Annotated in this window: 15 protein-coding genes; 7 read left to right on the forward strand and 8 right to left on the reverse strand. The window is 71.2% G+C overall.

What is annotated here, in order from left to right; all coding sequences use genetic code 11:
* Nucleotides 1–39 precede the first annotated feature (39 nt).
* Nucleotides 40–798, forward strand: a complete 759-nt coding sequence (locus ABZ070_RS02865) for a bifunctional DNA primase/polymerase (RefSeq protein WP_356629204.1) — start codon at nt 40–42, stop codon at nt 796–798.
* A gap of 387 nt (nt 799–1,185) precedes the next feature.
* Here the strand turns inward: ABZ070_RS02865 and ABZ070_RS02870 are convergent, their stop codons facing one another.
* On the reverse strand, nt 1,186–2,181 hold the full coding sequence (locus ABZ070_RS02870) for a hypothetical protein (protein ID WP_356629206.1): 996 nt from the start codon (nt 2,179–2,181) through the stop codon (nt 1,186–1,188).
* A gap of 231 nt (nt 2,182–2,412) precedes the next feature.
* On the opposite strand from ABZ070_RS02870, the gene ABZ070_RS02875 reads away from it, so the two are divergent.
* Nucleotides 2,413–3,195, forward strand: a complete 783-nt coding sequence (locus ABZ070_RS02875; protein WP_356629208.1) for a PhzF family phenazine biosynthesis protein — start codon at nt 2,413–2,415, stop codon at nt 3,193–3,195.
* Here ABZ070_RS02875 and ABZ070_RS02880 read toward each other — a convergent pair.
* Nucleotides 3,185–3,847 (reverse strand): biliverdin-producing heme oxygenase, encoded by a 663-nt coding sequence (locus ABZ070_RS02880; protein WP_356629210.1) that lies wholly within the window; start codon nt 3,845–3,847, stop codon nt 3,185–3,187. The two genes, ABZ070_RS02875 and ABZ070_RS02880, sit on opposite strands and share 11 nt — an antisense overlap.
* Nucleotides 3,848–3,977: 130 nt before the next feature.
* On the reverse strand, nt 3,978–4,835 hold the full coding sequence (gene map, locus ABZ070_RS02885; protein ID WP_356629212.1) for a type I methionyl aminopeptidase: 858 nt from the start codon (nt 4,833–4,835) through the stop codon (nt 3,978–3,980).
* A 58-nt stretch (nt 4,836–4,893) separates the two neighbouring features.
* Between map and ABZ070_RS02890 the strand changes: the two genes are divergently transcribed.
* The gene (locus tag ABZ070_RS02890; protein WP_356629214.1) at nt 4,894–5,121 is read left to right on the forward strand and encodes a hypothetical protein; all 228 of its coding nucleotides are present in this window, start codon (nt 4,894–4,896) and stop codon (nt 5,119–5,121) included.
* Nucleotides 5,122–5,273: 152 nt separating this feature from the next.
* Here the strand turns inward: ABZ070_RS02890 and ABZ070_RS02895 are convergent, their stop codons facing one another.
* The gene (locus ABZ070_RS02895) at nt 5,274–5,894 is read right to left on the reverse strand and encodes a hypothetical protein (RefSeq protein WP_356629216.1); all 621 of its coding nucleotides are present in this window, start codon (nt 5,892–5,894) and stop codon (nt 5,274–5,276) included.
* A 95-nt stretch (nt 5,895–5,989) separates the two neighbouring features.
* Between ABZ070_RS02895 and npdG the strand changes: the two genes are divergently transcribed.
* Both npdG and ABZ070_RS02905 read left to right on the forward strand, forming a co-directional pair.
* On the forward strand, nt 5,990–6,709 hold the full coding sequence (gene npdG, locus ABZ070_RS02900) for an NADPH-dependent F420 reductase (protein ID WP_356629218.1): 720 nt from the start codon (nt 5,990–5,992) through the stop codon (nt 6,707–6,709).
* A gap of 72 nt (nt 6,710–6,781) precedes the next feature.
* A complete protein-coding gene (locus ABZ070_RS02905) occupies nt 6,782–6,967 on the forward strand; it encodes a hypothetical protein (protein WP_356629220.1) in 186 nt (61 codons plus the stop codon).
* Here ABZ070_RS02905 and ABZ070_RS02910 read toward each other — a convergent pair.
* The 3 genes from ABZ070_RS02910 to panB form a co-directional block, all read right to left on the reverse strand.
* A complete protein-coding gene (locus ABZ070_RS02910; RefSeq protein ID WP_356629222.1) occupies nt 6,959–7,759 on the reverse strand; it encodes a site-2 protease family protein in 801 nt (266 codons plus the stop codon). The two genes, ABZ070_RS02905 and ABZ070_RS02910, sit on opposite strands and share 9 nt — an antisense overlap.
* A gap of 304 nt (nt 7,760–8,063) precedes the next feature.
* The gene (locus ABZ070_RS02915) at nt 8,064–8,426 is read right to left on the reverse strand and encodes a cupin domain-containing protein (protein ID WP_356629224.1); all 363 of its coding nucleotides are present in this window, start codon (nt 8,424–8,426) and stop codon (nt 8,064–8,066) included.
* 126 nt (nt 8,427–8,552) lie between these two features.
* A complete protein-coding gene (panB, locus tag ABZ070_RS02920) occupies nt 8,553–9,413 on the reverse strand; it encodes a 3-methyl-2-oxobutanoate hydroxymethyltransferase (RefSeq protein ID WP_356629226.1) in 861 nt (286 codons plus the stop codon).
* Nucleotides 9,414–9,814: 401 nt separating this feature from the next.
* On the opposite strand from panB, the gene ABZ070_RS02925 reads away from it, so the two are divergent.
* A complete protein-coding gene (locus tag ABZ070_RS02925) occupies nt 9,815–10,849 on the forward strand; it encodes an endonuclease/exonuclease/phosphatase family protein (protein WP_356629228.1) in 1,035 nt (344 codons plus the stop codon).
* A 213-nt stretch (nt 10,850–11,062) separates the two neighbouring features.
* Entirely contained in the window at nt 11,063–12,295 is a 1,233-nt protein-coding gene (locus ABZ070_RS02930; RefSeq protein ID WP_356629230.1) for an MFS transporter, read from the forward strand.
* Here the strand turns inward: ABZ070_RS02930 and ABZ070_RS02935 are convergent.
* Nucleotides 12,264–14,021, reverse strand: a complete 1,758-nt coding sequence (locus ABZ070_RS02935) for an NAD+ synthase (protein WP_356629232.1) — start codon at nt 14,019–14,021, stop codon at nt 12,264–12,266. The genes ABZ070_RS02930 and ABZ070_RS02935 overlap by 32 nt on opposite strands.
* Between the last annotated feature and the right edge of the window lie 109 nt (nt 14,022–14,130).

The raw sequence follows: 14,130 nt of genomic DNA on the forward strand, positions 1-14,130 counted from the left end.
GGTGTCCGCGTGGGGCGAGCGTGAGGTGTGAGGGGATAGATGGGCGACGGTATCGGCCGCTTCCGCGGCACGGAGGGCAGGCCTTCCAAGGAGCGCAGGCTGGCGCAGTGGCTGCGCCGCCGCCCCCGGGACACCGATGCGGACGACGCGCAGCGCGAGACCCTGCTCCTGGCCGCCGCCGACGCGGGACTGCCGCTCGCTCCCGCCGCCCATCCGATCGGCTACCGCTGCTCCTGCGAGCGCATCGGATGTCCGACGCCGGCCACCCACCCCGTCTCCTTCGCCTGGCAGACGCAGTCCACCACGGACAGGGCGCAGATCCAGCGCTGGGCACAGGGCCAGCCGGACGCGAACTTCATCACCGCCACCGGCATGGTCCACGACGTGCTCGACGTGCCCTTGGAGGCGGGGCGCAAGGCGCTCGCCCGGCTGCTCGAGCGGGGCATCGACGTCGGCCCGGTGGCCGAGTCCGGCGAGGACCGGATGCTCTTCTTCACCGCCACCCGCGGCACGCCCGAGGACGAGGACGAGTGGTGGCCCTGTGCACTGGACTGCCACCCGGAGACGATGGACGAGCATCCCGGCCTGCGCTGGCACTGCCGCGGCAGCTATGTCCTGGTGCCCCCGGCCCGTCTCCCCGGTGACGGCGACCTGAACGTCGCCTGGCTCCGCGGCCTCGAGCATCCGCTGCCGGACCCGCTGACGCTGCTGGAGACGCTGACCGACGCGTGCGCGCGGTACGCGGGCGAGAACGAGCACGTGGACCACCACGCCGCCGCCTGGCCCCTCGGCCGCTGACCCACCGCCGGGGCGGTTCCGAGCCAGGGGCTCTCAATGCCCCCGGGGCGCCTGCCACCCGCCCGGGGGCGGTGACCACCCTCGGGCGCCAGCCCCCCTGGGCGCCTGCCACCCCCTGGGGCGCTGACCACCAACGAGCGGTTACGACCCCCGGGCGCTTGTCACCCCTCGGGCGGTTACGTCCCCCGGGCGCCTGCCACCGGCTCCGGGCGTCGACCGCCCCTCGGGCGCCTGCCACCCCAGGCGCTTGCCACCCCTCGCGCGGTTACGACCCCCGGGCGTTTGTCACCCCTCGGGTGGTTACGTCCCCCGGGCGCCTGCCGCCCGTCGCGCGGTCACGTCCCCCGGGCGCCGACCGCCCCTCGGGCGCCTGCCACCCTCGCGCGGTTACGACCCCTTCGCAGCGGTGAGTCCCGTCAGCCGGCCCAGTACCTCCACTGCCGGGCCGGCCTCGCCGCCGTTGCCGGCGGGGACGATCACCGCCTGGTTGGAGACCCGCTCCTTGGTGATCGTGGACTTCACCTCGCCGGTCAGCAGCGCCTTGACGTCCGGAACGACCTTCAGCCGGACACCCTTCGCGGCCGTCTGGCGCTCGAAGTTGCGCATCGAGAAGAAGACGAGCGCCCCGCCGTCCTGTGTGGCCAGGCCCAGCGGTGCGTAGTCGCCCGTGTCAAGGGGCTGGTCGATGTACTGGGTCGTCATCCCGAGCACGTTCGCGCTCTGCTTGCGGTTGTCGCGCCACACGGAGGTGTGCGGACCGGGCTTGAAGTGCTCCGGCTTGCCGTTCTGCAGGTACGAGGTGTACTCCTCGCTCAGGTTCCGCGGGGCGACCGCCAGCGCCGCGCTGTCCAGGGCGACCGGCTCGGCGTATCCGTCCTTGTCCGTCTTGAAGGCCGGTATCTGCCGGGGGGTCAGGATGTTCAGATACGCGGCCCGCCAGCCCTCCTTGGCGCCGTTGCGCACGAAGACGAGCACCCAGCGGTTGTCCCCGGCGCCGCCGTCCCGGTCGCGGTTGGAGTCGGTGTCCGCCACGAACCAGCGCGGCCAGCCCGCCTTCTTGGGGATCGTGAACTTCGGGTCCGTCAGTTCCAGCGGCACGTGGTTGGGGTTGCCGTCCGGGAAATTGACCTGCCGGGCCTTGAGGCCTGCCTGGTTGATCGCCCCCAGAGCACCCGTGACATGAGCCGCGTCGAGCGTGGGATCGTAGGCCTTGTCGGCCTTGTTGTAGGCGTCCGTGAACGCCGCGAGCGCCTTCGCGGCCTCGTCCTGTGTCGCCGCCGGGACGACTTCCCGCTCCCCGTGCACCGTCACGCACGCACTCGCCGTCAGGGACAGTACCGCCGTCGCCGCGAGCCCCGTCGCCGCCCGACCCAGCCTTCTCATCGGTTGCCTTCTGCTCCTCGACCCCCATGGACCGTCCGAACCCTACCGGGGCCCGCAACTGGCCGGGCGCGGGGACCGGATACAGCGCCCACACCGTGATCTCGCGGTGGCACGGAGCGGGGCTCGTGCGGGTCGCTCCAGCAGGCGGGCGGCGTTGCGGCACGGCCGTGGTCCGCACGGCCCGCCGCCGGAAGACCGCCCGTCCCCGAACCGGGATGCTTGAATGCCTGCGTGAACGAACTCGACGCGCTCGGCGTACTCGACGTCCTGAACGTCTTCTGCGGCGGAGACGGGCGGCACGGCAACGCCCTCGGTGTCGTGCGCGACCCCCGGCGCTTCCCCGACCGTGAGTCCCGACAGGCGCTCGCCGCCGAACTCGGCTACAGCGAGACGGTGTTCGTCGACGACCCGGAGCGCGGCGTCGTCGACATCTACACCCCCTCCGTACGGCTGCCCTTCGCCGGACACCCGCTCGTCGGCACCGCCTGGCTGCTGGACCTCGAGGCGGTCAATCCGCCCGCCGGGGAGGTGTGGGCGCGGAACGACGGTGAATTCACCTGGATCAGCGCCCGCGCCGAATGGGCGCCGCCGCGGCGGCTCGAGCAGTACGCGTCACCGCAGGAGGTCGACGCGCTGCCCGCTCCGCCGCCCGGTGAGGGCTGGCTGTACGCGTGGGCGTGGCAGGACGAGGCGGCGGGCCGGGTGCGTGCCAGAGCGTTCCCGCGGCGCGGGGACCTCGTCGAGGACGAGGCGACGGGTGCCGCGGCGCTGCTGCTGACCGACCGGCTGGGTCGCGCCCTGAACATCACCCAGGGCCAGGGGTCGCAGATTCTCACCGCCCCCGGCCCTGACGGCATCGTCGAGATCGGTGGTCGCGTACGGCTCGCGACGCCCGCTCCCACGCCCACGGCGCCCGCTCCGGCTGCCGCGTCCCTGGCCCCGCGGATGACTCTCCCGCGCGGCGAGCGGACCCGTCTGCCCCATGCGGTGACCGCGCCCGGCCTCACGCGCTGAGGGGGAACTCCCGCTCCAGCGCCCTCAGAATGGCGACGTTGTGGTCGAAGGCGAGCCGGCACTCCTCGACCATGCGCTGCTTCTCCAGGTCGTCGGCCTCCACATGGTCCAGCAACTCGCGGTAGGTCCGCTTGAACGCGGCCGGGTTGGGGATCTGCTCGAAGACGTAGAACCGGACGCCGTCGCCCTTGCGGTCGAAGCCCCAGGTCTTCTCCGCCATGTCGCGCAGCACCTGGCCGCCGGACAGGTCGCCGAGATAGCGGGTGTAGTGGTGCGCCACATACCCGGCGGGCCAGGTCCGTGCGCACTCCTCGATCCTTGCGGCGTACGCGGCCGTGGCCGGCAGTGGCATGAGATCCTCCGGCCGGCTGTCCGCACCCCGCAGATGCAGGAGGTCGCGCTCCAGCTCCGCGGTGCGCATCAGCTCGGGCCTGATGAACGGACCGGCGACCGGGTCGTCGGCCAGCGACCCGGCCGCGGCCTCCAGCGCCCGGTACACGAACCACAGCTCCTCGGTGTAGCGGGCGTACGCCTCGACGCCCAGCCGGCCGCCGATCAGGTGGTCCATGAAGGGCGACATCTGCACCGTGGTGTGGCGCTCGTGCGAGGCGAGACGGATCAGCGTCGAGAAGGGCGTGCCGGTTGCATCCACAGCGGGCCTCCAGGGACCGGAGAGGACGGGAACGCTCGGTGCTGCTGCCACCACCGATCCTGCTGCTCGGGCTCCCCCGAGTCAAAGCGTTCCCGACGATCTGTCGGTAAAACGGTACCCACCCCGGGGCTCAGGGCAACGTGAGAATTTCGGCCCCCGTCGCGGTCACCGCCAGCGTGTGCTCGAACTGCGCCGTGCGCTTGCGGTCCTTCGTCACGACCGTCCAGCCGTCGTCCCACATGTCGTACTCGTGCGTCCCGAGCGTGAGCATCGGCTCGATGGTGAAGGTCATCCCCGGCTGGATCACGGTGGTGGCGTGCGCTGCGTCGTAGTGCGGGATGATCAGTCCGGAATGGAACGACGAGTTGATGCCGTGGCCGGTGAAGTCGCGGACGACCCCGTAACCGAAGCGCTTGGCGTACGACTCGATGACCCGGCCGATGACGTTGACCTGGCGACCCGGCTTGACCGCCTTGATCGCACGGTTCAGCGCCTCGCGGGTGCGCTCCACCAGCAGCCGTGACTCCTCGGCGACGTCACCGCAGAGGTACGTGGCGTTGTTGTCGCCGTGCACGCCGTTGATGTAGGCGGTGACGTCCAGGTTCACGATGTCGCCGTCCCGCAGGACGGTGGAGTCGGGGATCCCGTGGCAGATCACTTCGTTGATCGAGGCGCACAGCGACTTGGGGAACCCCCGGTAGCCGAGCGTCGACGGGTAGGCACCGTGGTCGCACATGAACTCGTGCGCGACACGGTCCAGTTCGTCCGTCGTCACGCCCGGGGCGATGTGTTTGGCGGCCTCCTCCATCGCCTGCGCGGCGATGCGCCCCGCGATGCGCATCCGCTCGACGGTCTCCGAGTCCTGGACCTCGGGCCCTGAATACGGGGTCGGCGCGGGCTTCCCGACATACTCGGGGCGCCGGATGTTGCCGGGAACGGAGCGGGTGGGAGAGAGCTCCCCTGGTACGAGCAGCGACTGGCCAGACATGGCAGCGAGTCTAACCAGGCCGGCTGGGGCAGCATGGCCTGAGAGGAAGGAGCCGACGATGGCCCTGTTCAAGAAGCGCACGGTGGGCAAGCCGGGCGAGTGGTACTACTGCCTGCAGCACAAGAAGGTCGAGGAGGGGCCGGAGTGCCCCGCCAAGGACCGCTTCGGGCCTTACACGTCCCGCGAGGAGGCGACGCGGGCGATGGAGACGGCGCAGGAGCGCAATCTGGAGTGGGAGACGGACCCCCGCTGGCACGACGCCGGCGACCGCCCACCGGCCGACTAGCACGCGTCGCCGCCTGCGTGTGCGGCCGCCGCGCGGAGCCCGTCCTCGCTGCGGTCTCCTCCCGGAATCGGGGCTAGCCCTGGACCTCGGGTTTGCGGGGGCAGGTCACGGAGACCCATGCTCCAGCAGCCTCGGAGCCTTGGGCAACGGAATCACCAGCGTGCCGGCGGCGGGGACGTCAGCTGGTCCGCCAGCCGCGACAGCCGGTCCCGCAGCCGCGAGCGTCCGCGCGGCGCGGGCACGCTGTTCTCGCCCGCCGCCGCGCTCACCAGGTGCTGCACGGTGTCAAGGTCGATCTCCGAGGCCCCTTCGGCACGGTCCGGACCCGGTACCGTCAGCGCCTCGTGGGCCAGCCCGTGCACCTCGGGGTCCCCGCCGTCCAGCGACAGCACCGTCGCACCCGCCCGCCGGGCGTCGTGGAGCCGCTCGAGCAGGCCCTCGTCCGGCGACTCGGGCGCCACCACCAGCAGCGTCTCCCCGCGTCCCGCCGCCTCGAGTCGGCCGAGCCCGACGGCCAGATGCGCCGGGTCGGCGGTGCGCACCCGGTGCCGCACGAGGGTCGGCGCCAGCTCGGGCTGCCCGGACCAGGTGGCCTCGTCGACGAGATGCGCGGCCAGGTGCCACGGCTCGTACGCCTCGGTCCCCACCAGCAGCAGCCCGCCGCCCCGCGGCACCACGGACGCGCGCAGCACGCCGGCGAACCTCCGGGTCGCCGCGGGCCACTGGGTCCCGGCGAGGACTTCGCGCAGCAGCGCGACGCGTACGGCATCCATGGCGCAGCATCCTGCACCCGAGCCCCCCGGCGCGGGGCCCGGTCGGTCCCGGCTCACCCGATCGGGAGGTTCGGGTCCCGAAGTAGGGTCGCCTCATGACTACTACTGGTACTGACAGTTCAGGGACCGCGCCCAAGGCCCCGGCCAAGGATCCCTGGGACCTTCCGGACGTCTCCGGCCTCGTCGTCGGTGTTCTCGGCGGCACCGGCGACCAGGGACGCGGTCTCGCCTACCGGCTGGCCAGGGCCGGCCAGCAGGTGATCATCGGTTCCCGGGCCGTGGAGCGCGCCGAAGCCGCGGCGGAGGAACTGGGCCTCGGCATCGAGGGCGCCGACAACGCCGAGTGCGCGCGGCGCAGCGACATCGTGATCGTGGCCGTGCCGTGGGACGGGCACGCCAAGACGCTGGAGACGCTGCAGAAGGAGCTTGTCGGCAAGCTCGTCGTCGACTGCGTCAATCCGCTGGGCTTCGACAAGAAGGGCGCGTACGCGCTCAAGCCGGAGGAGGGCAGCGCGGCGGAGCAGGCCGCCGCCCTGCTGCCCGACTCGCGGGTGACGGCGGCGTTCCACCATCTGTCGGCCGTGCTGCTGCAGGACGAGTCGATCGAGGAGATCGACACCGATGTGATGGTGCTGGGCGAGGTCCGCGCGGACACCGACATCGTGCAGGCCCTGGCCGCCCGGATCCCCGGTATGCGCGGTGTGTTCGCCGGCAGGCTGCGCAACGCGCACCAGGTCGAGTCGCTGGTCGCCAACCTGATCTCGGTCAACCGTCGCTACAAGGCACACGCGGGGCTGCGCGTCACCGACGTGTAGGGCGCGCCGGGGCATGAGGGACACTGGACGGGTCAGAAAGCCCCCGGCAGGACCCGACAGGAGCCGTAACCCATGCCCCGCCTCGCTCTCTACTCCCTCGCCGTCTGCGTCCTCGCCGTGGTCGCGGCGGTGCTCTCCTTCGTGCAGGGCATGTGGTTCGGGATCGTGTGGGTGCTGCTCGGCGGGCTGTCGTCGAACATGGCCTGGTACTACTGGCGCCGGGCGAAGGCGGAGCGGGCCGCCGCCGGGTCAGCCTGACGCGGCGCAGAAGTCGTTCTGTCCGTTCCAGAACTCGAACAGGTCACGTCCGCAGAAGATGCCGAGCTCGTCCACTCCGAGAGCCCCCATGATCCCGTGGATCGCGTCGAAGAAGACGGCGTTGACCTCGGGGATGAAGAGGACCACGAAGACGATGATCAGGCCGAACGGTGCGATCGGCTCCACCTGGCGGCGCACCTTGTACGACAGCCAGGGCTCGATCACGCCGTAGCCGTCCAGGCCGGGGACCGGCAGGAAGTTCAGGATCGCGGCCGTGACCTGGAGCATCGCGAGGAACGCGAGCGCGAAGCGGAACGCGGTCGGCACGCCGTCCAGCGCGCCCAGCCAGAACGGGGCGGTGCACACGGCGGCGAACAGCACGTTCGTCAGCGGGCCCGCCGCCGAGATCATGCTGTGCTTCCAGCGGCCCGAGATGCGGCCCCGTTCGATGAAGACCGCGCCGCCCGGCAGACCGATCCCGCCCAGGATCACGAAGACGACCGGCAGCACGATGCTCAGCAGCGCGTGCGTGTACTTCAGCGGATTCAGCGTCAAGTAGCCCTTGGCGCCGATGGAGATGTCGCCGCCGTGCAGCGCGGTGCGGGCGTGCGCGTACTCGTGCAGGCAGAGCGACACGATCCACCCGGAGACGACGAAGAGGAAGACGGCGAGACCGGGGCTGGCCGCGAAGTCCGTCCACACCGCCCAGCCCGTCACCGCCATCACCGCGGCGATCCCGAGGAAGACGGGACTGATGGCGCGGTCGCTGTGGCGCCTGGCAGCGGTGGTCATGGACGCGGCTCCTGACGTGCGGCGGGGGACGTGCGGCGAGGGACGTGCGGGGTGCGGAGTAGACCGTACCGGTGACACGCGGGGAACGTCCTGGGGCCGTTCCCGGTTCCTGCTCCTGCCCCGCCCGAGCTTCGCCGACACGGGCACCGGGACATGAGCTGCACTGGTTGCCGTACGAGGAGCGCGGCGCACTCGCGCCGGTCGGCCTCCGTCCTGAACCGGCCGCGCCGCCATACGAGTTGATGCTTGGGGCCGTCGACAACGGGCCGCCGACGCCGAGTCGGCGGCCCGCCCTGCCGAAAGGTCAGGCCCTGGCGTAGTCGCCGAATCCGTACCAGTCGAGCATCACGCACGGCTCGTCGCCGACCACGTACGCGTCGTGGCCCGGCGCGACGCTGATGAACTGGCCCTGCCCCACGTCGGCGCTCTCGCCGTCGTCCATGGTGATGGTCATCCGGCCGCTGACGACATAACCGACATGTGACGCCATGCAGCTGTCCGTTCCCGCGATGGGCTTGACGTGCGTCGACCAGCGCCAGCCCGGTTCGAACACGGCCCGGCCGACCGGCCCCTGCTCCGTGTTCAGGAGATCGAGCTTCCCCTTCCCGTCCTTGAACGCACGGGTCTCATCAGCCGAGTCGAAGGTCCTGCTCACGATTCCAGCCATGATCTTCCGCCTCCTGGCGGGCCATTGCTGTGTTCCCGAGGCCATTTCCCACGTTACGCCGCCCACAACGCCGACAGCCCGCCGACGGGGGAAGATCGGCGGGCTGTCGTTGGTGCCGGAAGTGGCTCAGTGGAAGCTGTGCTCCTCGGCGGGGAACGCCCCGCCCGCGACGTCGTCGGCGAACGCCTTCGCCGCGTCCGTGAGGGTCTGCCGGAGGTTCGCGTACTGCTTGGTGAAGCGCGGCACCTTGCCGCCCGTCAGGCCCGCCATGTCGGTCCACACGAGGACCTGCGCGTCGGTGTCGGCGCCCGCGCCGATGCCGATGGTCGGGATCTGCAGCGACCTGGTGACCTCGGCGGCGAGCTCCGCGGGCACCAGCTCCAGCACGACCGCGAAGGCACCCGCGTCCTGGGCGGCCTTGGCGTCGCGGATCAGCCGGTGGGCGGCCTCGTCGCTGCGGCCCTGCACCCGGTAGCCCATGGTGTTCACGGACTGCGGCGTCAGGCCGAGGTGCGACATCACCGGGATGCCGGCCTGCACGAGCAGCTCGGTCTGGCCGAGCGAACGCTCGCCGCCCTCCAGCTTGACCGCGCCGACGCCCGCCTCCTTGACCAGCCGGGTCGCGTTGCGCAGGGCCTGGACCGGGCCCTCCTGGTAGGCGCCGAAGGGAAGGTCGCCGACGACGAGGGCGCGCTTGGTGCCCCGTACGACAGCGGCGGAGAGCAGCGTCATCTCGTCCATCGTGACGGGCACGGTGGTCTCGTAGCCGAGGTGACAGTTGCCCATGGAGTCGCCCACCAGCACGACGGGAATGCCCGCCTCGTCGAAGACGGACGCGGTCATCGCGTCGTAAGCGGTGAGCATGGGCCACTTCTCGCCGCGCTCCTTGGCGGCGGCGATGTCGTGCACGGTGATGCGGCGCGTCTGCTTGCCGCCGTACAGCGCCTTGCTGCTGTCGGAGGTCTTCTGGGCAGGCTGAAGCGTCATGAGTAATCGGCTCCTTCGTCATCTCGAGGCGCCCTGACGGCGTCCCCGGATCGCCTCCATGGTGGCACTTCATGCCGCCCGGGCGAAAGAGGACCCCGTCACAACCGCCGGAATCCGCCCCCGCCCCCGGCTTCGACGCGCGGGCGCGTGCGTCCGCCCGGTTGAACCACGCCGGCGGTGGCCGTCCGGGGCCCCGGTCCGGGTCGGTCCGCGGCGCGCCGAGTGTGCCCGTTCTGTCACAGCGTCCTCACCCGGCCCGACAGCCGGAACCCGGCGCCCCGCCCCGTCGTCATCGAGGCAGTACGGCCGTCTCAGGACGGCAGAGCTACCACCGGTCATCGCCTAGTGTCCTAGGGGCGGCGGCGAGGCCGGTGTGACAGCAAGGCAGTGAGGACAGCTTTATGGCGCAGGCGTACACGGCGGAAACGGGGAACGACGCAGCGCGGACGCGGCAGACCGGGTCCGGAGCCGGGAGGGTGCGGGCCCTGCTCGAGCGCCTGCGCGGCGACCGCGGCATCTGGCGGCGCGGCGTCATCCTCGCGGTCTTCGCCGTGATCATCGCCCTGCTGATGATCCTGCACGCACAGATCCCCAACCGGCTGGGCAACCTCGGCAGCCTGACAGAGACGTTCCTGCCGTGGTTCGGCGTGTTCGTCCCGCTCATCGCCGTGGCGGCGGTGCTGCGGCGCTCCGCCACGGCGATGATCGCCGTACTGCTGCCGCTGATCGTCTGGCTCAACCTCTTCGGTGGGCTGCTGACCGGCAAGGCCGCGGCGGCCGACGGCGAACTGACGGTCGCCACCCACAACGTGAACGCGGACAATCCGGACCCGGTGGGCACCGCGAAGGAGGTCGCCGCCTCCGGAGCGGACATCCTCGCGCTGCAGGAACTGCCGGGCGGGCAGGTCGCGGCGTACGAGCAGGCGCTGGCGGGGACGTACCGGTATCACGCCGTCGAGGGCACGGTCGGGCTGTGGAGCAAGTACCCGCTGACCGACACCTCTCCCGTGGACATCAAGATGGGCTGGACCCGGGCCATGCGCGCCACGGTGGAGACGCCGGACGGAAGCGTCGCGGTGCACGTCGCGCACCTGCCGTCCGTGCGCGTGAAGCTCGAAGCGGGCTTCACCGCGAACCAGCGCGACAACAGCGCCGACGCGCTGGGGGAGGCGATCGCCCGGGAGCGGACCGACCGGGTCGTGCTGCTCGGTGACCTCAACGGCACGATGAACGACCGCTCGCTGAACGCCATCACGTCCCAGATGCGCTCGACGCAGGGCGCGGCGGGCGACGGCTTCGGTTTCAGCTGGCCGGCGTCGTTCCCGATGGCGCGGATCGACCAGATCCTGGTACGGGGCGTGGAGCCGGTCTCGTCCTGGACGCTGCCGCGGACGGACAGCGATCACTTGCCGATCGCGGCGCGCGTCAAGCTGTGACGTTTGCCGGTGTGATGTTCGCCGCTGTGACGTTCCCCACCCCGCCCTTTGCCGGCGCCGGGCAAGTCCCGCACGCCGAACCGCGCTTCGCGCGGTGGTCGGGGGAAGGGGCGGGGTGGGGAACCTCGGCGCAACCCGCGGTTCATCGGGGGGAACAAAACGTCTGAGAGCATTTGTTCCGAGAACGAACTTACTCGGAAAGGCTCACCCCACATGCCCTTGGCGCTACTCGCCCTCGCCGTATCCGCCTTCGGCATCGGAACCACCGAATTCGTCATGATGGGCCTCCTGCCCAACGTGGCCGACGACCTCGGTACCTCCGTTCCCACCGCAGGCCATCTCGTCTCCGCCTACGCGATCGGCGTCGTCATCGGCGCCCCCCTGCTCACCGCCCTCGGCTCCCGCGTCCCGCGCAAGCGGATGCTGCTGCTCCTGATGGCGCTCTTCACCGTCGGCAACCTCGCCTCCGCCCTCGCGCCGGGCTTCGCGACGCTCATCATGGGACGCGTGCTCGCCGGGCTGCCGCACGGGGCGTTCTTCGGCGTCGGCGCCGTCGTCGCGGCACGTCTCGTACGGGAGCACCGCCAGGCCCGCGCGGTCGCCACCATGTTCCTCGGACTCACCGTCGCCAACATCGTCGGCGTCCCCGCCGCGACCGCGCTCGGGCAGCACCTCGGCTGGCGTGCGACGTTCCTCGTCGTCACCGGCATCGGGCTCGTCGCGATGGCCGCCCTCGCCCGGCTCGTCCCCGACACCCCGCTCGACGCCCACCAGAGCGTCGGCCGTGAACTGCGGGCGCTGGGGAACAAGCAGGTGCTGCTGGGACTGCTGACCGCCGTCTTCGGTTTCGCCGGCGTCTTCGCCGTGTACTCCTACCTCGCGTCGATGACGACCGAGGCGATCGGCCTCGGCGAGTCGTCGGTCACCCTGGTTCTCGCCCTGTTCGGCATCGGGATGACGCTCGGCGCGCTGGCCGCCGGCCCCCTCACGGACCGGGCTCTGCGGCCGACGCTCTACGGCTCGCTCGCCGCGCTCGCACTCGTCCTGGTGGCCTTCCCGTTCACGGTCCACGTCCCGTGGCTGGCCCTGACCACCGTGGCCGTCCTCGGCGCGGTCGGCTTCATGACCACCACGCCGCTGCAGATGCTGGTGATGCGCAAGGCCCAGGACGCGCCGACCCTGGCCTCCGCCTCCAACCACTCGGCCTTCAACCTCGCCAACGCCGGCGGCGCCTGGCTCGGCGGCGCGGCGATCGCGGCGGGATGGGGCTGGACGTCCCCGGCATTCGTGGGCGCGGTCCTCGCCGTAGTGGGCCTCGCCGTCGCGGCGACCGCCGGACTGCTCGACCGCGAACGTACGGCGAAGGGGGTTTCCCGCGTCGTCGCCGCGGGAAACCCCCGTACACCGGAGCAGGTCAGGCCGTCGTCTCGCGCCAGCGGTTCGTGATCGGCAGCCGCCGGTCCTTGCCGAACCCCTTCGCGGAGATCTTGGTGCCCGGCGGGTACTGGCGCCGCTTGTACTCCGCCGTGTCCACCATCCGCAGCGTCCTCATCACCAGCGCCTCGTCGAAGCCGGCCGCCACGATCGCGTCCTTGCCCCGGTCGCGGTCGACGTACAGCTCCAGGATCCGGTCCAGCACGTCGTAGTCCGGCAGTGAGTCGGTGTCCACCTGGCCGGGCCGCAGCTCGGCGCTCGGCGGCTTGGTGATGGAGGCCTCCGGGATCGGCGGGGTCTGACCGCGTTCCTCGGCGGCGCGGTTGCGCCACTGGGCGAGCCTGAACACGGTCGTCTTGTAGACGTCCTTGATCGGCCCGTACGCGCCGACCGAGTCGCCGTACAGGGTCGAATAACCCACCGCCAGCTCGGACTTGTTGCCCGGGGCGAGCACGATGTGGCCCTCCTGGTTGGAGATCGCCATCAGCATCGTGCCGCGCAGCCGTGACTGGAGGTTCTCCTCGGCGAGACCGGTGAGCCCCAGCGAGCCCATGTACGCGTCGAACATCGGCTCGATCGGCACGGTACGGAAGTTGAGCCCCGTCCGGCGGGCCAGCTCGGCGGCGTCGCCCTTGGAGTGCTCCGAGCTGTACTTGGACGGCATGGAGACGCCGTACACGTTCTGCGCGCCGAGCGCGTCGCAGGCGATGGCGGCGACGAGGGCGGAGTCGATGCCGCCGGACAGGCCGATGAGCACCGACCGGAAACCGTTCTTGGCGGCGTACGCGCGCAGGCCGACGACCAGCGCCGAGTACACCTCCTCGTCGTCGTCGAGCCGGTCCGCGTAACCGCCGGTGAGTTGCGCCTCGTACGCGGTCAGCGGCTCCTGCGACAGCACCACCCGGTCGATGCGCAGTCCGTCGTCGACGACGCCGGTGGGGGCGTCGGCCGCGGCCGCGGGCAGATCCAGGTCGAGCACGACGCTGCCCTCCGCGAACTGCGGTGCGCGGGCGATGACTTCGCCGTCCGCGCCGACGACGATCGAGTCGCCGTCGAAGACGAGCTCGTCCTGCCCGCCGATCATCGCGAGATACGCCGTGGTGCAGCCGGCCTCCTGGGCGCGTTTGCGCACCAGCTCGAGGCGGGTGTCGTCCTTCTCCCGCTCGTACGGGGAGGCGTTGACCGAGATCAGCAGCCCGGCCTTCGCGCTGCGGGCGGCGGGGACGCGGCCGCCGTCCTGCCAGAGGTCCTCACAGATCGCGAGCGCGACGTCGATGCCGTGGACCCGTACCACGGGCATGCTGTCGCCCGGCACGAAGTACCGGAACTCGTCGAAGACGCCGTAGTTCGGGAGGTGGTGCTTGGCGAAGCTCAGTACCACCTCACCCCGGTGCAGCACGGCGGCGGCGTTGCGCGGGGCGCCGGCGGGCTGGCCGTACTTCGGCTGAGCGGTCTCCGAACGGTCCAGATAACCGACGATCACCGGCAGTTCGCCGAACCCCTCGGTGTCGAGCCGCCCGGCGAGCGCGCGCAGCGCGGAGCGGGACGCTTCGACGAAGGACGAGCGCAGGGCGAGGTCCTCCACGGGGTATCCGGTCAGCACCATCTCGGGAAACGCGACAAGGTGCGCCCCCTGCTCAGCGGCGTGCCGGGTCCAGTGCACGATCGCCTCGGCATTGCCGACGAGGTCGCCGACGGTCGAGTCGATCTGATTCAGAGCGAGGCGTAGTTGAGGCACGGGCCCAGTGTAATCGTCTTTCTGACGCGATGTCCTGCCGGGCTTGGCTTCCCCCCTCGCCGCCAGGCGTCAGGGGGAGTACCCCCGGCGGGGCTGACAAAGTCAGCCC

Source organism: Streptomyces sp. NPDC006283 (assembly GCF_040613325.1).
Classification (GTDB): Bacteria; Actinomycetota; Actinomycetes; order Streptomycetales; family Streptomycetaceae; genus Streptomyces.